At 49.1% G+C, this 19,856-nt stretch carries 21 protein-coding genes; 18 read left to right on the top strand and 3 right to left on the bottom strand.

The features are described 5' to 3' along the window. The first annotated feature begins 45 nt into the window (after window positions 1-45). The 6 genes from VV089_RS08405 (at window position 46) to VV089_RS08380 (ending at window position 4,352) form a co-directional block, all read left to right on the top strand. Window positions 46-423 carry an SdpI family protein gene (locus VV089_RS08405; RefSeq protein ID WP_334335586.1) on the top strand — a complete coding sequence of 126 codons (378 nt, stop codon included), beginning with the start codon at window positions 46-48 and terminating at the stop codon, window positions 421-423. A 73-nt stretch (window positions 424-496) separates the two neighbouring features. Beyond that, window positions 497-1,894: an MATE family efflux transporter gene (locus tag VV089_RS08400; protein WP_334335585.1), complete on the top strand. Its 1,398-nt coding sequence runs from the start codon at window positions 497-499 to the stop codon at window positions 1,892-1,894. Between the two features lie 4 nt (window positions 1,895-1,898). Next, on the top strand, window positions 1,899-2,486 hold the full coding sequence (locus VV089_RS08395) for a YdcF family protein (protein WP_334335584.1): 588 nt from the start codon (window positions 1,899-1,901) through the stop codon (window positions 2,484-2,486). Between the two features lie 51 nt (window positions 2,487-2,537). Next, window positions 2,538-3,107, top strand: a complete 570-nt coding sequence (locus VV089_RS08390; protein ID WP_172542451.1) for a GNAT family N-acetyltransferase — start codon at window positions 2,538-2,540, stop codon at window positions 3,105-3,107. Between the two features lie 29 nt (window positions 3,108-3,136). Beyond that, entirely contained in the window at window positions 3,137-3,796 is a 660-nt protein-coding gene (locus VV089_RS08385; RefSeq protein ID WP_334335583.1) for a DUF3786 domain-containing protein, read from the top strand. Window positions 3,797-3,863: 67 nt separating this feature from the next. Further along, complete coding sequence (locus VV089_RS08380; RefSeq protein WP_334335582.1) at window positions 3,864-4,352, top strand: prolyl-tRNA synthetase associated domain-containing protein; 489 nt, start codon at window positions 3,864-3,866, stop codon at window positions 4,350-4,352. 123 nt (window positions 4,353-4,475) lie between these two features. Here the strand turns inward: VV089_RS08380 and VV089_RS08375 are convergent, their stop codons facing one another. Next, the gene (locus tag VV089_RS08375) at window positions 4,476-4,904 is read right to left on the bottom strand and encodes a pyridoxamine 5'-phosphate oxidase family protein (protein WP_334335581.1); all 429 of its coding nucleotides are present in this window, start codon (window positions 4,902-4,904) and stop codon (window positions 4,476-4,478) included. Between the two features lie 372 nt (window positions 4,905-5,276). Here VV089_RS08375 and VV089_RS08370 point away from each other — a divergent pair, with 372 nt between their 5' ends. The 7 genes from VV089_RS08370 to VV089_RS08340 all read left to right on the top strand — a co-directional run bounded on the left by VV089_RS08370 (window position 5,277) and on the right by VV089_RS08340 (window position 12,946). Beyond that, entirely contained in the window at window positions 5,277-6,593 is a 1,317-nt protein-coding gene (locus VV089_RS08370; protein ID WP_334335580.1) for a DUF512 domain-containing protein, read from the top strand. Window positions 6,594-6,645: 52 nt separating this feature from the next. After that, on the top strand, window positions 6,646-7,971 hold the full coding sequence (gene der / locus VV089_RS08365; RefSeq protein ID WP_334335579.1) for a ribosome biogenesis GTPase Der: 1,326 nt from the start codon (window positions 6,646-6,648) through the stop codon (window positions 7,969-7,971). Continuing rightward, window positions 7,971-8,618 (top strand): glycerol-3-phosphate 1-O-acyltransferase PlsY, encoded by a 648-nt coding sequence (plsY, locus tag VV089_RS08360; RefSeq protein WP_172542455.1) that lies wholly within the window; start codon window positions 7,971-7,973, stop codon window positions 8,616-8,618. The genes der and plsY overlap by 1 nt, the downstream gene beginning before the upstream one ends. A gap of 54 nt (window positions 8,619-8,672) precedes the next feature. After that, complete coding sequence (locus VV089_RS08355; protein WP_334335578.1) at window positions 8,673-8,951, top strand: hypothetical protein; 279 nt, start codon at window positions 8,673-8,675, stop codon at window positions 8,949-8,951. A gap of 33 nt (window positions 8,952-8,984) precedes the next feature. Beyond that, window positions 8,985-9,995, top strand: a complete 1,011-nt coding sequence (locus tag VV089_RS08350) for an NAD(P)H-dependent glycerol-3-phosphate dehydrogenase (protein WP_334335577.1) — start codon at window positions 8,985-8,987, stop codon at window positions 9,993-9,995. 467 nt (window positions 9,996-10,462) lie between these two features. Then, window positions 10,463-10,825, top strand: coding sequence for a BlaI/MecI/CopY family transcriptional regulator (locus VV089_RS08345; protein ID WP_172542458.1), 363 nt, complete (start codon window positions 10,463-10,465; stop codon window positions 10,823-10,825). Window positions 10,826-10,852: 27 nt separating this feature from the next. Beyond that, the gene (locus VV089_RS08340; RefSeq protein ID WP_334335576.1) at window positions 10,853-12,946 is read left to right on the top strand and encodes a M56 family metallopeptidase; all 2,094 of its coding nucleotides are present in this window, start codon (window positions 10,853-10,855) and stop codon (window positions 12,944-12,946) included. A 24-nt stretch (window positions 12,947-12,970) separates the two neighbouring features. Here VV089_RS08340 and VV089_RS08335 read toward each other — a convergent pair whose 3' ends face one another. Then, on the bottom strand, window positions 12,971-13,357 hold the full coding sequence (locus tag VV089_RS08335; RefSeq protein WP_334335575.1) for a VOC family protein: 387 nt from the start codon (window positions 13,355-13,357) through the stop codon (window positions 12,971-12,973). A gap of 61 nt (window positions 13,358-13,418) precedes the next feature. Next, window positions 13,419-14,126, bottom strand: coding sequence for an MBL fold metallo-hydrolase (locus tag VV089_RS08330; protein WP_334335574.1), 708 nt, complete (start codon window positions 14,124-14,126; stop codon window positions 13,419-13,421). A 267-nt stretch (window positions 14,127-14,393) separates the two neighbouring features. Here VV089_RS08330 and VV089_RS08325 point away from each other — a divergent pair, with 267 nt between their 5' ends. From VV089_RS08325 to ilvC, 5 genes are all read left to right on the top strand, one after another. Then, entirely contained in the window at window positions 14,394-15,422 is a 1,029-nt protein-coding gene (locus VV089_RS08325; RefSeq protein ID WP_334335573.1) for an ABC transporter substrate-binding protein, read from the top strand. Between the two features lie 164 nt (window positions 15,423-15,586). Continuing rightward, entirely contained in the window at window positions 15,587-16,516 is a 930-nt protein-coding gene (locus tag VV089_RS08320; RefSeq protein WP_334335572.1) for an ABC transporter permease, read from the top strand. Then, window positions 16,509-17,303 carry an ABC transporter ATP-binding protein gene (locus VV089_RS08315; RefSeq protein ID WP_172542851.1) on the top strand — a complete coding sequence of 265 codons (795 nt, stop codon included), beginning with the start codon at window positions 16,509-16,511 and terminating at the stop codon, window positions 17,301-17,303. The genes VV089_RS08320 and VV089_RS08315 overlap by 8 nt, the downstream gene beginning before the upstream one ends. A gap of 482 nt (window positions 17,304-17,785) precedes the next feature. Then, on the top strand, window positions 17,786-18,319 hold the full coding sequence (ilvN, locus tag VV089_RS08310) for an acetolactate synthase small subunit (RefSeq protein WP_172542850.1): 534 nt from the start codon (window positions 17,786-17,788) through the stop codon (window positions 18,317-18,319). 170 nt (window positions 18,320-18,489) lie between these two features. Continuing rightward, window positions 18,490-19,506 (top strand): ketol-acid reductoisomerase, encoded by a 1,017-nt coding sequence (ilvC, locus tag VV089_RS08305; protein ID WP_172542849.1) that lies wholly within the window; start codon window positions 18,490-18,492, stop codon window positions 19,504-19,506. Window positions 19,507-19,856 lie beyond the last annotated feature (350 nt).

Genomic DNA, 19,856 nt, shown 5'->3' with positions numbered 1-19,856 from the left:
TAAAATGTAAAACCATTTGAAGGCTTATAAAAGTGAGGTGTGCTTATGGGATTCTGGGTTTTAATGCTGTTTATGAATATGCTCGTTCCCCTTACGATGATTGGCTTTGGAGTGATGTTTCTGCACCACATTCCGAATGAGCTCAATATGGCATTCGGATACTGCACAAAAATGTCCACCAAAAATCAAGATACCTGGGAATTTGCACATCAATACTGCGGAAAACTATGGGTTATCTGTGGGCTGGCACTGCTGCCTTTATCGAATGTTCCTATGCTCTTTGTGATAGGGCAGAGCGAGGATGTAGTAGGGAATCTGACCGGTGTGATCTGTATTGTTCAGTGTGTAATTTTGACGGGAACTATATTTCCTACGGAACGGGCGTTACGGAAAAATTTTGATCAAAATGGGATAAGGCGGTAAATGTTTTTACCGCCTCATATCTTCTGCCGGAAAAGACGGGTGGAAGAGGTTACGGAAAAGGACGGAAGAAGCCATGAAACAGGCAATGACTGCGGAAGAAAAATATAAAATGATGATGGATACGCCCATCAACAGGCTGATTCCCCGTCTTGCGGTGCCTACCATCATCAGTATGCTGATCACTTCTATCTACAACATGGCCGACACTTTTTTCGTAAGCCAGCTCAGCACCAGTGCATCCGGCGCCGTGGGAGTGAACTTTTCGCTGATGGCCATGATCCAGGCAATCGGCTTCACCCTCGGAATGGGCAGCGGCAATTATATGTCCCGTATGCTGGGAGCTAAGGAGACGGAAAAGGCCCAGACGGCCTGCTCCGTCTCCGTCTATACGGCTCTGGCCTTCGGCCTGCTGCTGGCTGTGGCGGGAATCTGGAATATCGACGCCCTGGTATCGGCTCTGGGAGCTACGAAGACAATCGCCCCCTATGCAAAGGATTATGGAAAATACATTCTCCTTGCCGCGCCTTATATGACGGTGTCCTTTGTGTTTAACAATCAGCTGCGCTCCCAGGGAAACGCCATGCTTTCTATGATCGGCATTACCACAGGAGGCATTCTCAACGTGATCCTGGATCCGATATTGATTTTTAACTTAAAGATGGGAATCTCAGGGGCGGCCATTGCCACGATTTTCAGCCAGTTTATCAGCTTTTTGATCTTGCTGGCCCTGGTAATCCGCTCGGAAAATGTATTAAAGCCTCATCCAAGGTATTTTACGATGAAAGCATGGGTCTATAAAGAGATACTGTCTGCCGGTCTGCCCACGCTGGGACGCCAGGGCCTGGCAAGCGCAGCCTCGGTACTGTTAAATGTGGCGGCTTCCGGCTTTGGCGACGCTGCAGTGGCGGCGATGTCCATTGTAACCCGGATTATGATGTTTATTAATTCTGCGCTCATCGGCTTTGGACAAGGCTTTCAGCCGGTCTGCGGCTTTACCTTTGGGGCCAGGCGGTATGACCGGGTGCTTGAGGCTTATTACTTCTGTCAGAGAGTGGCATTTGTGTTTCTTCTCATCATGGGAGTGGTGATGTTTTCCGTCTCCACGCCGATTATGCGGATCTTCCGCCGGGAGGATGCGGAAGTGGTTCGAATCGGAGCGCTGGCGCTTCGGCTTCAGTGCACATTGCTGCCTTTGCAGGCATTTACCATTATCGGAAATATGCTCACCCAGTCCATCGGCTATAGTTTCCGGGCGACCTTGACGGCCATCGGAAAGCAGGGCCTGTTCTTTATTCCGGCTATCTTGATTCTGCCGGGAACCCTCGGCCTGTTGGGGCTGCAGCTTGCCCAGCCGGCAGCGGATCTTTTGACCTTTGTTTTTACCCAGGTGATTGTGGTCTTTGTGCTAAAGGAGCTAAAGGAGATGCGGCGGGAGCAGGAGCAGTCCGGCACAACAAAAAGACAAGGTTAAAACCATGAAAAAAAGAACAATCATTGCATCCGTTATTTTTCTATTCCTTTTTTATATTCTTGAAAACATCATAAGCATCTGTGCTTATAGCATCCGGGACGAGCGCTGCGAGGCGGACGTGGTCATTGTCCTGGGGGCAGCCGCCTATGACAGGGGCGTTTCCCCGGTGTACCGGGAGCGGCTGAATCACGGCATCTGCCTGTATCAGCAGGGGCTGGTCAAAAAGATCATTGTCACAGGCGGAGTGGCAAAGGGAAATAAGCATTCGGATGCATACTCTGCGAAAGAATATGTGCTGAGCCAGGGTGTTCCTAAGGAGGATATTCTGATGGAAGAGGCCTCCGTAATCACCCAGGAAAATCTGGAGAATTCCAAGGCGCTGATGGAGAAAAACGGATATCAGACAGCTATCGTAGTCAGCGATCCGCTCCACATGAAGCGCGCCATGCTGCTGGCAGAGGATGCAGGAATGAAAGCCTATAGCTCCCCCACGCCGACCACCATGTACCGCAGCTTAAAGACAAAGCTTCCCTTTCTGACCCGGGAATTGTTTTACTGCGTGGGGTATAAATGGTATCGGATTTTTCATTAAGGGAAAGAGCATAGAAGCTTCAAATTACAACATAAGGATAGGAGACTCTATATGACAGTTCAATTAGTGCCGGCATATCAGTTGCCCCAGGAGGTACGGCAGCTATTTTCAGAATACACAGAGATGCTGCTGCAGGGAGATCCTGCATTTCGAGAGTATCTTACCGTGCAGAATTATGAGGATGAGCTGGAGCATCCTGAGAAAAAATACGGTTTACCCGGAGGAAGGCTGTACCTGTGCTATGCATTTTCGGAGGACACCGGCCGGCCTGAAAAGGATGGGAACCGCGGTATAACAAAAAGGCACGGGCTGCCAGAGAAAGGGAAGAATAGCGGCGGAAATCTGGCCGGATGCATCGGCCTGAAAAAGCTTGATGAAGCAGGCTGCGAAATGAAGCGTCTCTATGTAAGGCCCTGTTTCCGGGGACAGGGAATAGGGGACATTCTGATTCGGCAGATTATTAAGGATGCAAAGGAAATCGGCTACCGCCATATGCTTTTGGACACCCTGCCGTTTCTGCAAAGCGCCATACATATGTACAGAAAATATGGATTTTATGAGATTGAGAGCTACAATGACAGTCCGATGGACGCTTCCATATATATGAGGCTGGACTTATAATTGAGAAAGGACGGTCGAAGTGGAAAAAAATGGAAATAAAAAACAGAGCTTCGAATTATGAAAAAATGAAAGACCAGATGGCAGAAGTCTTTTTGCAGTACGATCAGGAAAAAATGATTCAAAAATTTGAGCTGGAGCATGACAAAAGTTATCTCTACCTATATTTTATAGGGCGGAAGTACCGCATACATCGGCTGACCGGAGCAGCCGCCTGGTCAAAGGATTCCTTTCAGACCGAGGAAAAAGCGGACTATAATGAGGCTATGACAATTTATGATGTGCTTTGTTATTCCAAAGAAGACTGCAGACTGTCCCATGAGTGGGTAAACATAGACAGTTGTTCGTCTGTTCAGGGAGGCTCATTGGCAAAAGGGAATCAGTTTTTTGGGCATGCCGCAGAAGCCTTTGATGGAAAAGAGACGGCATTTGCCGCGGCATGCGAGAAGCTGGGAGGAAGAAAAATTAATAAAGGGGATGCAGCATACGACATAGACATGTTTCCATTTCTGCCGGTGTCATTACGTTATTGGGCATCTGATGAGGAATTCCCGGCAAGCCTTCAGATTCTTGTGGATAAAAATATTTTGGATTATATGCATTATGAAACATTGATGTTTGCAATTACACATTTGCTCTATAGATTGAGAAGCGAATGTGAAGAATATGAAAAAACAAAGGCTGCACTATAAATTACATAAGCCAAAGAGCAGCGGAAATCTTGGGCTGCTTACTGCAAAACTTAAAAGGGAAGTAATCATGAATAAACAAGAGGTATATGAATATCTGAAAAACAGAGGCATCTGGCATGAAATCACAGAGCACAAAGCCGTCTACAATATGGAAGAGCTGTCCGGGGTAGAGCTGCCCTACCCGGCGGCCGATGCGAAAAATCTTTTTGTACGCGACGATAAAAAACGCAGCTATTATCTGATAACGGTGCCGGGAAGCAAACGGGTGGATCTCAAGGAATTTCGCAGGAAAAACGGCACGCGCCCCTTAAGCTTTGCCTCAAAGGAAGAACTGATGGAGCATCTCAAACTCCTGCCCGGTGCGGTAACGCCTCTTGGCCTTTTGAATGACGAAGCCCACAGCGTGCAGTTTTTCCTGGACAAAGCATTTCTGGAAGATCCGGGGCTGATAGGCGTTCATCCAAATGACAATACGGCTACTGTCTGGATGAAAACCGAAGATTTGCTGAAAATCATAGAGGAGCATGGCAGCCGGGTCTGCTTGTTGGAGATTTAACAGTCTTTCCAAAGAAACGAAGATGGAATTAAAGGAATTTAGCGATTATTTAAAGAGTTGATGCCAGTAACCCCATATGCCGTCCGATTACCGGGCGGACAGTAAGGTGGCAGATTCCGGGCGTCAGCTCAAATCCGCAACAGAAAAGCTTTCCGATCTTAAATCACAGTAATGACGTCCCTTAACCGCTGTGAATTTCAGTACACAGTAATCGGGATCTGTCACGCCCTGCTTGTAGAACATATTGTCCCCGGTACGCCAGATTTCCTTTTTGATTTCCTCATCCTGCAAAACTTCCATATTACCAGTCAGCATAATCCCTTCATATCGAAAGCGTCCCCGGTTGTAAAAATAAATGCTTGCCCTGGGATTTTTCAGAAATTGCTGTGCACGCATGGAGGAGGTATTGGTGGTAAAATAAAAACAATTCCCCTCAATTTTACGCGGCGCAAACATAGCCTTCATATTGGGAAAGCCATCTTCATCTACGGAGGCAATAAAGGCAGTCTTTTGCTTCCGAATAAATTCAAGTATCTGTTCTTTTGTTCTCATTGAAATCCTCCAAGTGGTCAGCATACCCGTATAAGCCGGATTTTCAGACACAAGTACATATGCTGTAAATCTATGTGAGTATTTTATGGGAATATGCTGTTAAGATTGTTTGTTATTTGTCTGAGAATAACATAGAAGCCGGGGAAGCGCAAGATAAAATGAAACTTGCACACAAGGTCCGTAATGTGTAAAATTAACATAGAGGAAATCGCTGGAAATGAAAGCCCGGAGTTTCTGCGGTTTCGTAAAATCATGCAGAAAAAAATACCCTTTGAGTACTCTAAGAATACATACCACTTTGGGCAGCGAACTTCATTCGGAAGGGTATGAGATATAAAGGATAAGCCGCAAAGAAAAAGGAGGCTGCAAGCCATGAAAAAAAACAAAGAACACGTCATCAGCCGGATAGAACCGGGCAGCATAGCGGAGGAGCTTGAACTGGCGCCCGGCGACGCGCTGGTATCCGTCAACGGCCAGAGCATAGAGGACATTTTTGATTATCACTATCTGATTAACGAGGAATATTTGGAAATCCTAATCCGTAAATCCGACGGAGAGGAGTGGGAGCTTGAGATTGAAAAGGAGTATGAGGACGACCTGGGGATTGTATTTGAAAACGGCCTTATGGACGAGTACCGCTCCTGCCGGAACAAGTGCATGTTCTGCTTTATCGATCAGCTTCCCAGGGGAATGCGTGAAACCCTCTATTTCAAGGACGACGATTCCCGTCTGTCCTTTTTGCAGGGAAATTATGTAACCTTAACAAATATGAGCGATGAGGATGTGGAGCGTATCATCCGCTACCATCTGTCCCCCATCAACATATCCTTCCACACCATGAACCGGGATCTGCGCTGCAGGATGCTCAATAACCGCTTCGCCGGGGATGCCTTAGACAAAGTAGAGCAGTTTTACAAAGCCGGCATCACCATGAATGGCCAGATTGTACTCTGTAAGGGAATCAACGACGGGGATGAACTGGAGCACAGCATAGAAGCGCTGACAAAATACCTCCCCCATCTCCAAAGCCTTTCCGTGGTTCCTGTGGGACTTACGGATCACCGGGAAGGTCTGTATCTTTTGGAGCCGTTTACCAGGGAGGATGCGCTGCAGGTGTTAAAGCAGCTTCACGCCTGGCAGGATCGCCTCTATGAGAAGTACGGAACCCACTTTGTTCATGCCGGCGACGAGTGGTATCTTTTGGCCGGGGAGGAGCTGCCGAGGGAGGAAAGCTACGACGGCTACCTTCAGCTGGAAAACGGTGTCGGCATGGTGCGGCTTCTCCACGAAGAACTTAAGAACGAGCTTGCCTGCCGCTCCGGCGACGATAGAAGCCGGAAAGTGACCATTGCCACCGGAACACTGGCCGCCCCTATCCTTATGAAAGAGGCAGAACAGATACGCAGAAAGTATCCTAATGTGGAGATTCAGATTTTTCCTGTCAAAAATGACTTTTTCGGCAGATCTATCACAGTGGCCGGCCTTCTCACCGGACAGGATTTGAAAAAACAGCTAAGCGGACATGCTCTGGGAGAGGAATTGCTGCTGACAGAGCACATGATGAAGAGCGGCGAGCGCATTTTTCTGGACGATATGACGGTGGAAGAGCTTTCCAGGGCTTTACAAGTGCCCGTAATTATTGTAGAATCAGACGGAAAAGCTTTGTTAGAGGCAGTATTAGGAGACTGAGGAAAAGCAGTGCCATAAAACTGCGGAACTGGAATAGGAGATATGTAATATTATGAGCAGACCAATCGTAGCCATCGTAGGGCGCCCCAACGTAGGGAAATCCACCTTGTTCAACGCCCTGGCAGGCGGGGAGATTTCCATTGTAAAGGATACGCCGGGTGTAACCAGGGATCGCATTTACGCAGACGTTACCTGGCTTGACCGGGCATTCACACTCATTGACACAGGCGGTATCGAGCCTGACAGCCGGGACGTGATTCTCTCCCAGATGCGGGAGCAGGCCCAGATCGCCATTGACACAGCGGATGTCATTGTATTTCTCACCGATGTACGCCAGGGGCTGGTGGATGCGGATTCCAAGGTGGCCGATATGCTCCGCCGTTCGGGAAAGCCGGTGGTTCTGGTAGTCAACAAGGTAGACAGCTTCCAAAAGCTGATGCCGGATGTGTACGAGTTCTACAACTTAGGTTTAGGCGATCCCGTTCCCATTTCCTCCGCCTCCCGTCTGGGACTGGGAGATATGCTGGACGAGGTGGCGAGCCATTTTCCGGATCATTCTGAGGAAGAGGAGGAGGACGACCGTCCGAAGATTGCCATTGTAGGCAAGCCCAACGTGGGAAAATCCTCCATTATCAATAAGCTTACGGGAGAAAACCGCGTCATAGTCTCGGACATCGCCGGAACGACCCGGGACGCCATTGATACTAACGTGATGCATAACGGCCAGGAGTATGTCTTTATCGACACGGCCGGACTGCGGCGCAAAAGCAAGGTCAAGGAAGAGCTGGAGCGCTACAGCATCATCCGCACCGTGACAGCGGTGGAACGTGCCGACGTGGTGGTGCTGGTGATTGACGCAGTGGAGGGCGTTACCGAGCAGGACGCCAAGATTGCAGGCATTGCCCACGATCGGGGCAAAGGCGTCATCATTGCGGTGAATAAGTGGGATGCCATTGAGAAAAATGACAAAACCATCTACGAGTATACAAACCGAATCCGCACTATCCTGTCCTACATGCCTTATGCGGAAATGCTGTTTCTCTCGGCTCTGACAGGACAGCGGCTTTCCAAGCTCTTTGATCTCATAGACCTGGTGATTCAGAACCAGAACCTGCGGATTGCCACCGGTGTGCTCAATGAGATTGTAACCGAGGCTGTGGCTCTGCAGCAGCCGCCGTCAGACAAGGGGAAACGGCTGAAAATCTTCTACGTCACCCAGGTAGCCGTGAAACCGCCCACCTTTGTAATCTTTGTCAACGACAAGGAGCTGATGCATTTTTCCTACACCCGGTATCTGGAAAATAAGATCCGGGAGGCCTTCGGCTTCAAGGGTACGGCGCTTAGATTTTTCGTTCGGGAAAGAAAGGGGCAGCAGTGATGGAACGCCTTATTTGCGTACTTATAGGATATGTGTTTGGTCTGTTTCAGACAAGTTACTTATATGGAAGAATGAGGGGAATTGACATCCGGGAGCATGGAAGCGGCAACGCCGGAGCTACCAATGCCTTAAGAACTCTGGGGAAAAAGGCCGGGGCCATTACCTTTTTCGGAGACTGCTTCAAATGCGTCTTTGCGGTGATTGCAGTAAGGCTTCTTTTTCGCAATTACGGCGATCCCTCAGAGAACATAGGCGTTCTCTTTGGCATGTATGCCTCCATGGGTGTGATCCTGGGCCACAATTTTCCCTTTTACCTGGGATTTAAGGGCGGCAAAGGCATCGCAGCCACAGCCGGCCTGTTTGTGAGCCTGGATCCGGTGCTGATGGTCATTGCGGCGGTCAGCTTTGTGCTGTCTGTGGCTGTGACAAAGTATGTGTCCGCAGGCTCTGTTCTTGTGGTAATAGAACTGATGGCCGGCGTGCTGATTTACGGCTTCCTTGGAAAATGGGGCCTTGCGCAGCCGCATTTGTATGAGCTGTATGCCATCACGGCTTTTCTGACGGTTCTTGCCCTTTACAGGCACAAGAAAAACATCAAAGGACTTATAAACGGAACAGAGCGGAAGCTGGGACAGAAGGCGGATTGAGGCGGCTTTACCCTTTAGTGCTATCGCGCAGCGATTTAGAATAGGAGAATGAATATGTGGTTGTTTTTTTGCATCATTGCGGCAGCAGCGGCGGTATTAAATGTAATATGGACAATAAAAGGCGGGGAGGCCAAATGGTTTCGGTTTATCAGTTTATCATTTACGGCTTTCACGCTCTGCGCATTTTACAGCGCCGATGCAAAATGGGTGCTCAGCGAGGACTGGAGCGCGCTGCTGGACGTCACTCCGGTAATGTCCAAGGCTTTGTGGATAGGCACGGTTATTTCGATTGTGATTAACAGTGTGTCTTTATTTAAAAGTCCAAAGAAGTAAAAAATAAAAAGAATCAAAAAGGAGACGGATACAATGGCAAAGGTAAGTGTTATAGGAGCTGGAAGCTGGGGAACGGCCCTGTCCATATTGCTCCACAATAACGGACATGAAGTAACTTTGTGGTCGATTATGGAAGCCGAGGTGGCGATGCTGAACCAGCAGCATGAGCACAAGGATAAGCTTCCAGGCGTAAAGCTGCCGGAGGATATGCGTATTACGACAGATCTTGAGAGCAGCATCAAAGGCGCAGAGATGATGGTACTGGCAGTTCCGTCTCCCTTTACCAGAAGCACGGCTCACAGTATGGCTCCCTTTGTGGAGGACGGGCAGATTATCGTAAATGTGGCCAAGGGAATTGAGGAATCCACCCTGATGACCCTGTCGGAGATTGTGGAGCAGGAGATACCAAACTGCCGTGCAGCCGTACTTTCCGGCCCGAGCCATGCCGAGGAGGTAGGCCGGGGGCTTCCCACGACTGTAGTAGCCGGGGCCCATGACCGGGAGACGGCGGAATATATCCAGAATATTTTTATGAACCAGGTATTCCGTGTGTATACCAGCCCTGATATGCTCGGCATTGAACTGGGAGGCGCTCTTAAAAATGTCATTGCTCTGGCGGCCGGCATTGCAGACGGTCTCGGCTATGGGGATAATACAAAGGCGGCTCTTATCACCAGGGGAATTGCGGAGATGAGCCGGATCGGGCTTGCCATGGGAGGAAGGATTGAGTCCTTCAGCGGCCTGTCTGGCATTGGTGATTTGATTGTAACTTGTGCTTCTGTCCACAGCCGGAACCGGAAGGCCGGATATCTGATGGGACAGGGGAGAACCATGAAGGAGGCCATGGATGAGGTGAAAATGGTGGTGGAGGGTGTTTACTCTGCCAAGGCTGCCGTGGGGCTTGCGAGAAAGTATGGGGTGGAGATTCCGATTATTGAGCAGGTGAATGCGGTGCTGTTTGAGGATAAGCCGGCCAGGGAGGCTGTGAATGAGTTGATGATTCGGGATAAGAAGATTGAGAATCCGTTGATGCCTTGGGAGTAGGGGTGGTTGTGGCCGCTGGTGTCGCAAAATAGGGCGGCAGGCTTTTCCATATCCTGTGTTCGGACGGTTCGTGTACACCTTGTCTGCTCTGTACGTACATTGCCATTTTTTGTTGTTTTGGGTGTTTGGTTTTTTGGCAATGTTCGTCCATATCAGACAAGGTGTACGCGAACAGCCGGACACTGGATATTGGAAAAGCCTGCCGCCTTATTTTGCGACACCAGCGTTGTTACGTTGTTGGGGGGACGAGTGGGAGGAGGTGGATTTCTATGCCTCGAAGCTTGATGGGCTGCTGCGTGATCTGGAGAAGAAGTATGGGGATGATGAGCTGCTAAGGGAACCGGTGTACAGCAATTTTTTCTTGACATATGAGACTACTTGTAGTAGTCTTATGATATAGACTACAAATTGTAGTACAGAAGAATTGATGATAGGAAGCAGAGAACAGCAGGAAAGGTGAGGGGATCATGGCAGAGATACAATTAGGCGTAATCGAGGCCCGGTTTGCAGATATGATTTGGGAGCATGAGCCGGTTACTTCTTCGGAGCTTGTGAAACTGGCGGCAGAAGCGTTTACCTGGAAGCGGACGACTACCCATACGGTTTTAAAGCGGCTGTGCAGTAAGGGCTTATTTGAAAATCAAAAGGGAACCGTGACCAGTCTCATTTCCCGCGGGCAGTTTTATTCCATGCAGAGCCGCAGGTTTGTGGAGGATACTTTTGACGGCTCCCTTCCGGCCTTTATTGCCGCCTTTACCAAGAACAGCACTTTGACCTCGGAGGAAGCGGCCAGGATCAGAGAAATGATCGACAAAGCCGAGGCGGATTAGGAGCAGGTTTCACACAGAGGTGAGAATATGGAAAAGATCTTTTTAAAATTGCTGAATATGAGTATTGCCGCGGGATGGCTGATTCTGGCTGTGATATTCCTTCGGATACTGTTGAGAAAAGCCCCTAGATGGCTGTCCTGTATTCTGTGGGGAATCGTGGCTGTCCGCCTGGTATGCCCTGTTTCCTTTGAAAGCTCTCTGAGCCTCATTCCAAGTGCGGAAACCATCAGCCCTGAGAGCCTCGGCCAGTCCCAGGCGCCTATTATGAGCAGCGGTATCCCGGCGCTTAACAGCACGGTAAATCCCATACTGCAGGAAACCATCGGCGCAGCCTCCAAAGCTTCCGGCGCAAATCCTTTGAATACAGGAATGCATTTGGCAGGGATTTTCTGGATTCTCGGCATGATTTTCCTGCTGCTGTATGCCTTTGTAAGCTATCTGCGCCTTTCTGTCCGGCTTCGGGAGGCTGTTCCGCTGGGGGAGGCAAAGAAACATATCTGGCTTTGCGACGGGGTGAATTCTTCTTTTATTCTGGGAATCCTGCGTCCCCGGATCTATCTGCCTTCCGGTCTTAACCAGGAAGAAACCAGGTATGTCCTTGCCCATGAACGGGCCCATTTAAAGCGAGGGGATCATTTCTGGAAGCTTCTGGCCTATGTGCTGCTGTCTGTCTATTGGTTCCATCCCCTTATGTGGGCGGCCTATATGTTGTTTGGCCGGGATGTGGAGCTTGCCTGCGATGAAAAGGTGATTGGCTCTATGAACAGCAGCGGAAAGAAAGCTTATTCCCACGTTCTTGTCACCTGCAGCGAAGGGAAAAAGATGGTTCTGGCCTGTCCTTTGGCCTTTGGAGAAATCGGAGTCAAAGCAAGGGTCAAGGCAGTGCTGAATTACCAAAAGCCTGCCTTCTGGGTGATTCTGACTGCTGTTCCGGTCTGTATTGCAGCAGCCGTCTGCTTCCTGACCAATCCCAGGCAGGACGCCTATCAAGTGAGAATTGTAATTCCGGCAGGCAGCGAGGGCGGAATCTATTATTCTGACGAAGAAATTTCTCCCAATAAGGGAAGCCTTACCCTCTGGGCGGGGGAAGGCTTAGGCGATACGGAGGTTGTCCTGCTGCCTGTTGACGCAGAGAAGGAGCAGCTCGATACGCCTGCCTATATGACGCCGGGGATGCCGGTAGAGATCAAGGCGGAAAAAGGCGCCTGGTTCCGAATCGGCGTAAATGCTGATAATTCCACAGATGAGGATAGGACGGTCTATGTAAAGGCTGAGGGCGTGGAAGTCAGAATTGCCTCAGGAACAGAAGAAGATAGGAAGTATGACGTGATTCCTATGGTTCTGGTAAATGATAAATATTATTATGATACCGGAAGGGAGAGCACAAAAGCGGACCGAAGCCCGGACATGGACGGAGAAATCACCTCTGCCGTAGACGGAAGCGAGATACCGGCGGAAAATAATCAGTCCAATTTCGGCGCAGGCTACAGCTACCAGTTTGGAGAAAAAGATACCATTGAGATTCAGGTAAATGGAAAATGGATGATTTTTGAGTACCGGGGCGGAGACGGCAGTCTCATCCGCTACCACAATCACTGGTATAATGTGAATGATTTGTCCGAGGAAACCATAGAATGGCTTAAGTGGTATAACAGCCTTTCCGAAGAGGAGCAGCTTTCGGTGAGCGCTGTACCATGGGATCTGCAGCTTAGTGAGAATCCTGATAATAGAACAGAGGATGCAGTAAAGCCTCAGGAAGCCCAAGGTTCTCTGGAAGAGGCTGTTTCCCTTGATACGGACAAGGCGGTAGAGCAGCTGTTAAACACCATATGCAGCAGTCCGTCCGCTTCCTCCAATCCCCGGGATTATGTAGAGGAGCATTACGCAGAGTACAGGGAGCTGGTTTATTATGGAGAATACACGCTCCGCTATTGTCTGAACCGTTTTCAAGATGGAGAGGAAACCGGTTTGGAGGGCCGGATTATGGCCCTGATCTGTGAAGAGCTTTTGCAGACAAAAGGAAAAATCCCGGCCGATGCGGACACGGCCGGGACGGGGCAGTTCTGGTACGATACCCTTTATGCACATGGAAGTAATCTGCTAGAGCCGTATTTGGAATAAAGGGAAGTTTGACGCCCCATCAGCTTACTGTGGGGTGTTTGACTTGGCCGGGACTATCTCAATCCAATAGCCATCCGGATCCGCAATAAAATAGATTCCCATATCAGGATTTTCATAGCAGATACAGTTCATTTCCTGGTGCTTTTTGTGGGCGGCATCCATATCGTCGGTGGTGAATGCCAGATGGATTTCATTGTCGCCCAGATTGTAGCGATCCCCTTCCCAGTCACGAAGCCAGGTGAGCTCAAGCTGAAAGCCAGTCTTGCCGTCGGTTAAGTAGGAGAGGATAAAGCTGCCGTCCGCAGCTTCCTTTCTCCGGGCCTCCTTAAGTCCAAGGGCTTTCTCGTAGAAGTCCAGGGACTTCTCCAGGTTGATTACATTGTAGTTGTAGTGTGCAAATTGAAAATTCATGGCAGTTTCTCCTTTCATGGCTCTGCATATGTTTTAAATGCGAAAAGGCATAGGGCGGCTTTCACTGTATAAAATGCTGGCCGCGCCCTGTAACGGGTACAATCCGCCGGCGCTCTGGATGGCTTGGATGCTCCGTAAGCCATTGGTCAATGATACGGTAATCCTCCCAGCAATGCATAGGATAGATGCGTTCATCCTTATTTCCCTTGGCAGTCAGAGACAAAAAGTAATCAAACCCCAGAGAATAGTATGCCTCCTGCCTTGGATCCAGTGGAAGAAAGGCGGCGTCTATGTGCATATCGCGCAGGGGTTCCACATAGTTGTCATAATGTTCCTTCATCTGCCGGTTCCAGTTCTCCGGCTCTCCCGGCCAGCGCCAGTCATTTAGATCCCCCGCATGGTAGAGGGTCTTTCCTTCAACCCAAACCAGAAAAGCGACGCCCTCATCCGTTGATTTCAGCGTTCTTAAGGACAGGGAGTCCAAATCACGGCTTTCTCCTGGTTTTAGGCGTAATGTCTGGCTGCGGCGCTCTTTGGGAATCCGGCATTCCCAGATATCTTTGGACAGGCAGAAGAAGATATTCTCATGTGTCTCTGCCAGAGAAAAGATCTCCGGGTTAAAATGATCCGGATGCCGGTGGCTGGCAAACACGTAGAGCTGTTTTTCCAAGGGAAGCTGAGGCAGAGAGCCTTCGTAATAGTCAAATAACAGGAGGGTTTCCCGAAGCTCAACCAGAAAACCGCTGTGTCCAATGTATGTGATCTGCATAGTTCATCCTTTCTCTCTTCATACTATAACGTTTCCCACGGCTTTGCGCAAGCTTGAAAATTTTAGTTTTTGATTGTTTCACGATCGATAACGAGAAATAGCGAGAAAAATTCAAAGAGAAGGTTCAAAGAGAAAAAATCATGGATTGACAAATCTTCTTCTTTGGTATACAATTTCTAAGGTGGGTTAACGCTTTAATGCGTCACAGCGTTGTGGCGGAAAAGCAAAAGCTCCCAAACAGGAAAATTTACTAGGAGGAAGATAAGTATGAAAAAGTTATTGGCAATGCTCCTTGCGCTGTCCATGGCAGTATCTGTGGCAGCATGCGGCAGTAAGAGTGAAGAACCGACAGAGGCTCCTTCCGAGACGCAGGAGGAAGCTTCCGGCGAAGAGGCAGGAACAGAGGCACCCACAGACGGCGCTGAGTACGTGGTAGGTATCTGCCAGCTTGTACAGCACGATGCGCTGGATGCTGCGACCCAGGGCTTCAAGGATGCGCTGACAGAAGAATTCGGCGATAAGATTTCCTTTGACGAGCAGAACGCTTCCGGCGATGTGCCCACCTGCTCTACGATTGTAAATCAGTTTGTATCAGACGAGGTAGATCTTATCCTTGCAAATGCAACCCCGGCGCTCCAGGCGGCACAGGCAGGAACCGGAACCATTCCGATTCTGGGAACATCCGTAACAGAGTACGGCGTGGCTCTGAACATCAGCGATTTTAACGGAACCGTCGGAGGCAATATCTCCGGTACTTCCGACCTGGCGCCCTTGGATGAGCAGGCACAGATCGTAAAAGAGCTGTTCCCGGATGCAAAGAACGTAGGACTGGTATACTGCTCCGCAGAGGCCAATTCCCAGTACCAGGTAGACACGGTTCAGGGCTTCCTGGAAGAGCTTGGATACACCTGTAAGCAGTACTCCTTCGCAGACTCCAATGATCTGTCGTCCGTAACCCAGACAGCCGTGGATGAAAGCGACGTCCTCTACATTCCTACCGACAATACGGCTGCAAACAACACAGAAGTCATCCGGAATATCTGTGAGCCGGCTAAGATGCCTGTAGTAGTAGGAGAGGAAGGCATCTGTGCAGGCTGCGGCGTTGCAACCCTGTCTATCAGCTACTACGATCTGGGTGTTGCTACCGGCAAAATGGCTGCAAAGATTCTGAAGGGTGAGTCTGATATCGCAGCGATGCCGATTGAGTACGCTCCTCAGTTTACCAAGAAATACAACCAGGAACTGTGCGATTCTCTTGGCATCACCATTCCGGAGGGCTACGAAGCAATCCAGTAAGCCCGGCAGCAGGTGAGAAAGCAGCGCATAAATCATTGTTTTGCTTGAAAAAGATTATAAAAAGCAGCAAAAAAGACTTTCCTTTTTTGCTGCTTTTTGTTATAATTATGAAAGCTTTGTGCCTTTTGACAGGACATTGCGGAACTATACTAGGAGGAACAGTTATGGAAATTGTGAAGTTTTTGAATGCGCTGCCAGGAGCCTGCGCCCAGGGGCTTATCTGGGGGATTATGGCGATTGGCGTCTATATTACCTATAAGGTTCTGGATTTGGCAGACCTGACAGTGGACGGAACGATGGCCACAGGAGGAGCGGTCTGCGTCATGATGATGCTTAGCGGACATTCCGCAGGCTTTTCCCTGCTTGCAGCAGTGGGAGCCGGCATGCTTGCAGGTCTGGTAACGGGAATCTTACATACGGCTATGGGGATTCCTGCAATTTTAGCGGGGATTCTCACACAGCTTGGACTTTATTCCGTCAATCTGCGGATTATGGGAGGAAGAGCCAACCAGTCCATCGGCGTGGACCAGTATGAGCTGTTGGTATCTCTGCGCTGGGTGAAGGATGTGCCTTTTTATCAGAATCCGATTTTCGTGGTAGGAATCTTTGTACTTCTTTTGATTGCAGTTCTTTACTGGTTCTTTGGAACAGAGCTTGGCTGCTCCATCCGCGCGACGGGCTGCAACGCAAATATGTCCCGGGCACAGGGAATTAACACAGACATCAGCAAGATTCTGGGTCTGGTGATTTCCAACGGTATTGTGGCGTTTTCCAGCGGACTCTTTGCGCAGTATCAAGGCTTTGCGGATATCAATGCAGGACGGGGCGCCATTGTCATCGGCCTGGCGGCTGTGATTATCGGCCAGGTGGTGTTCGGAAAGATTCGGGGAAATTTTGCTTTTAAGCTTTTATCGGTGGTGTTCGGATCCATTATTTATTATCTGGTACTTCAGGTTGTGTTAAAGATGGGCCTGGATTCGAATGATTTGAAGCTTCTGGCTGCGGTTGTAGTTGCTGTTTTCCTGGCAATCCCATATTTGAAAGGGAAGTATTTTGCAAAACCGGTGAAAAGGGGAGGTGCCTCCAATGCTTAGGATAGAACATATCTGGAAAACCTTTAACGTGGGTACGGTAAATGAGAAAACGGCCCTTAAGGATTTGTCCCTGGAATTGAGGGAAGGAGATTTTGTAACGGTTATCGGCGGAAACGGAGCCGGAAAGTCCACGATGCTCAATGCGGTGGCCGGGGTGTGGCCTGTGGACGAAGGAAAGATTTTTATTGATAATATTGACGTGACCCGGCTGCCGGAGCATAAGCGGGCGGCTTATCTGGGACGGGTGTTCCAGGATCCTATGACGGGAACGGCGGCAAATATGCAGATCCAGGAAAATCTGGCTCTGGCTTTAAGAAGGGGAAATTTCCGTTTTTTGAAGTCCGGGATTACCAGGGCGGAACGGGAGGATTACAAGGAGAAGCTTAAAGTGCTGGATCTGGGCCTTGAGGATCGGATGACCAGTAAGGTAGGTCTGCTTTCCGGAGGACAGCGGCAGGCTCTGACCCTTTTGATGGCAACCTTGAAAAAGCCGAAGCTCTTGCTTCTGGATGAGCATACGGCGGCTCTTGATCCCAAGACGGCGGCAAAGGTTTTGGATGCTACGGAGCGGATTGTGGGGCGTGATCACCTTACAACTCTTATGATTACTCATAATATGAAGGATGCCATTGTTCATGGGAACCGGCTGATTATGATGTATGAGGGAAATGTGATTTATGATGTTTCCGGGGAAGAGAAGAAAAAGCTGAAGGTGGCGGATCTGCTGGCTAAGTTTGAGCAGGCCAGCGGCGGGGAGTTTGCGAATGATCGGATGATTTTGAATTGATAGGGGGCGGACGGGATTGTCGGAAAATATGCCATCCGTATTTTCCATATCCGTGTCCGGACGGTTCTCGTACACTCTGTCTGCTCTGAACGGACATTGATTCTTTTTTGTGGTTGCATAACTGTTTGGTTTTGGGCAATGTCCGCCCAGATCAGACAGAGTGTGCGCGAACAGGCGGACACTGGATATTGGAAAATACGGATGGCATATTTTCCGACAATCCCTGACTTTGATGGACGGTTGGTGTGAAGCGGCTTTGGGTGTTGGAGTGCGGCTGTTTCGAGGGATTGGGGCGGATGTTGTTTTGAAGCTGACTTGAAGATTTGATTTGATTGACAAGGATTGGATAACTTGTTAGAATTGAGGAAGTGTTATTTGGTGTTGGCCTGGGGCTGCGGGGAGTCTTTTTGGTTTGGTTGGAGAGGGCTCTGAATTTTGCGGTTTTGGGATGTGGAATTTTGGACGGAGAGGTGAAAGGGTTTATGAGAAAAGTTGTTTTTTCTATGTTGGTGGATAATACGTCTGGTGTTTTGAGCCGGATTGCCGGGCTGTTCAGCAGGCGTGGATATAATATTGACAGCCTGACGGTTGGCGTGACGGCGGATCCCCGGTATTCCAGGGCTACGGTGGTGGCGAAAGGGGATCGGACGATTCTGGAGCAGATTGAGAAGCAGCTCAGCAAGCTGGTGGATGTGATTGATATTAAGCGGCTGGAGCCGGAGAGTTCTATCTGCCGGGAACTGATTATGATTAAGCTGAAGGTGAATGAGGAGAACCGGCAGTCGATTATTTCGGTGGCCAATATTTTCCGGGCTAAGATTGTGGATGTGTCGAAGGAGTCTCTGCTTATTGAGCTTACAGGGAATCAGTCTAAGATTGAGGCGTTTATTGATCTGTTGAATGGGTATGAGATTCTGGAGCTTGCGAGGACGGGGATTACGGGACTGTCCCGGGGTGTTTTTGATGTGAAGATGTATGATGAGGACGGGCAGCTGATGGATTATGATTTCAGCTGACAGCGGCGTGATTTGCTGATATGCGGCCAAAGAGCTGGATAGTCCGCAGGGATGGTACGGTATTTGAGAAAAGCCGCGCTGAGTTTGAAAGTTGATGGAGAAGCTTTACTTTGGCTTTGAAGTTTTTACCCTGCTTGTAACTATAATTAAGAAAATGGAGGAATGAAAAAATGGCAAAGATTTATTACCAGGAAGATTGTAACCTTTCTTTACTGGAGGGCAAGACGATTGCGGTGATTGGCTATGGAAGCCAGGGACATGCCCATGCGCTGAATGCGAAGGAATCGGGCTGTCATGTGATTATCGGCCTTTATGAGGGCAGCAAGTCCTGGGCGCGTGCCGAGGCCCAGGGATTTGAGGTGTATACGGCTGCAGAGGCTGCGAAGAAGGCAGACATTATTATGATTCTGATTAATGATGAACTGCAGGCCGCTATGTATAAGAAGGATATTGAACCCAACCTGGAGGAGGGCAATATGCTGATGTTTGCCCATGGCTTTAATATTCATTTTAATCAGATTGTGCCGCCTAAGAATGTGGATGTTACCATGATTGCGCCTAAGGGACCGGGACATACGGTGAGAAGCGAGTATCAGGCCGGCAAGGGCGTTCCCTGTCTTGTGGCTGTACATCAGGATGCTACAGGGAAGGCTCTGGAGAAGGCTCTGGCTTATGCTCTGGCTATCGGCGGCGCGAGAGCGGGCGTTTTGGAGACAACCTTTAGAACAGAGACGGAGACGGATCTTTTTGGCGAGCAGGCGGTTCTGTGCGGCGGTGTCTGTGCGCTGATGCAGGCAGGCTATGAGACCTTGACTGAGGCAGGCTATGATCCGAGAAATGCTTATTTTGAGTGTATCCATGAGATGAAGCTGATTGTGGATTTGATTTATCAGTCTGGATTCGAGGGGATGCGTTATTCCATCTCGAATACGGCAGAGTACGGCGATTATGTGACTGGGCCGAAGCTGATTACAGAGGAGACAAAGAATACGATGAAGAAGATCCTGAAGGATATCCAGGATGGATCTTTTGCTAAGGAATTCCTGCTTGATATGTCTTCTGCAGGCGGACAGGCGCATTTTAAGGCTATGCGGAAGCTGGCGGCTGAGCATCCTTCAGAGAAGGTCGGCAAAGAGATTCGGAAGCTTTATAGCTGGAATGGCGAGGATAAATTGCTTGATAATTAAAGATGTGTGAAAGATTTGCCGCAATGTGAGACAGCAGGCTTTTCCATATCAGCGTCCGGACAGATGATGTACGGACGCTGATATGGAAAAGTCAGCTGTCTTATTTTGTGACAGGCCTATTGATGCTGTGGTGATATGGAAAAGAAAATGGAATTTTTTCGTACCCCTTAGTTTATGAAAATTTTATTTGTTTTTGAGTGTAACTTCGTTTATACTGTTTCTATCGAGTGATTCAGACGTTTCTGTCAGAGATATCCCGTAGATGATGAAATGAGCAGGACGCAGGAGATGTGTATGCTGCTGGTTACAGAGTGGGCGGTAATATGTATATATTACTGGGCACGGAGTAA

The organism is Candidatus Merdisoma sp. JLR.KK011, from assembly GCF_036941125.1.
Classification (GTDB): domain Bacteria; phylum Bacillota; class Clostridia; order Lachnospirales; family Lachnospiraceae; genus Laedolimicola.
The sequence above is the reverse complement of the archived record's forward strand: the minus strand, read 5'-3'. Positions and strand labels throughout refer to the sequence as shown.

Bases quoted from the DNA above. Each gene is read 5' to 3' on its own strand.
- VV089_RS08375 (WP_334335581.1), bottom strand. From the start codon at position 4,904: ATGAGAACAAAAGAACAGATACTTGAATTTATTCGGAAGCAAAAGACT.
- VV089_RS08405 (WP_334335586.1), top strand. From the start codon at position 46: ATGGGATTCTGGGTTTTAATGCTGTTTATGAATATGCTCGTTCCCCTT.
- VV089_RS08325 (WP_334335573.1), top strand. From the start codon at position 14,394: ATGAAAAAGTTATTGGCAATGCTCCTTGCGCTGTCCATGGCAGTATCT.
- ilvN (WP_172542850.1), top strand. From the start codon at position 17,786: ATGAGAAAAGTTGTTTTTTCTATGTTGGTGGATAATACGTCTGGTGTT.
- VV089_RS08400 (WP_334335585.1), top strand. From the start codon at position 497: ATGAAACAGGCAATGACTGCGGAAGAAAAATATAAAATGATGATGGAT.
- VV089_RS08390 (WP_172542451.1), top strand. From the start codon at position 2,538: ATGACAGTTCAATTAGTGCCGGCATATCAGTTGCCCCAGGAGGTACGG.
- VV089_RS08315 (WP_172542851.1), top strand. From the start codon at position 16,509: ATGCTTAGGATAGAACATATCTGGAAAACCTTTAACGTGGGTACGGTA.
- VV089_RS08350 (WP_334335577.1), top strand. From the start codon at position 8,985: ATGGCAAAGGTAAGTGTTATAGGAGCTGGAAGCTGGGGAACGGCCCTG.
- VV089_RS08380 (WP_334335582.1), top strand. From the start codon at position 3,864: ATGAATAAACAAGAGGTATATGAATATCTGAAAAACAGAGGCATCTGG.
- VV089_RS08395 (WP_334335584.1), top strand. From the start codon at position 1,899: ATGAAAAAAAGAACAATCATTGCATCCGTTATTTTTCTATTCCTTTTT.
- VV089_RS08320 (WP_334335572.1), top strand. From the start codon at position 15,587: ATGGAAATTGTGAAGTTTTTGAATGCGCTGCCAGGAGCCTGCGCCCAG.
- der (WP_334335579.1), top strand. From the start codon at position 6,646: ATGAGCAGACCAATCGTAGCCATCGTAGGGCGCCCCAACGTAGGGAAA.
- VV089_RS08340 (WP_334335576.1), top strand. From the start codon at position 10,853: ATGGAAAAGATCTTTTTAAAATTGCTGAATATGAGTATTGCCGCGGGA.
- VV089_RS08370 (WP_334335580.1), top strand. From the start codon at position 5,277: ATGAAAAAAAACAAAGAACACGTCATCAGCCGGATAGAACCGGGCAGC.
- VV089_RS08345 (WP_172542458.1), top strand. From the start codon at position 10,463: ATGGCAGAGATACAATTAGGCGTAATCGAGGCCCGGTTTGCAGATATG.
- VV089_RS08355 (WP_334335578.1), top strand. From the start codon at position 8,673: ATGTGGTTGTTTTTTTGCATCATTGCGGCAGCAGCGGCGGTATTAAAT.
- plsY (WP_172542455.1), top strand. From the start codon at position 7,971: ATGGAACGCCTTATTTGCGTACTTATAGGATATGTGTTTGGTCTGTTT.
- ilvC (WP_172542849.1), top strand. From the start codon at position 18,490: ATGGCAAAGATTTATTACCAGGAAGATTGTAACCTTTCTTTACTGGAG.
- VV089_RS08385 (WP_334335583.1), top strand. From the start codon at position 3,137: ATGGAAATAAAAAACAGAGCTTCGAATTATGAAAAAATGAAAGACCAG.
- VV089_RS08330 (WP_334335574.1), bottom strand. From the start codon at position 14,126: ATGCAGATCACATACATTGGACACAGCGGTTTTCTGGTTGAGCTTCGG.
- VV089_RS08335 (WP_334335575.1), bottom strand. From the start codon at position 13,357: ATGAATTTTCAATTTGCACACTACAACTACAATGTAATCAACCTGGAG.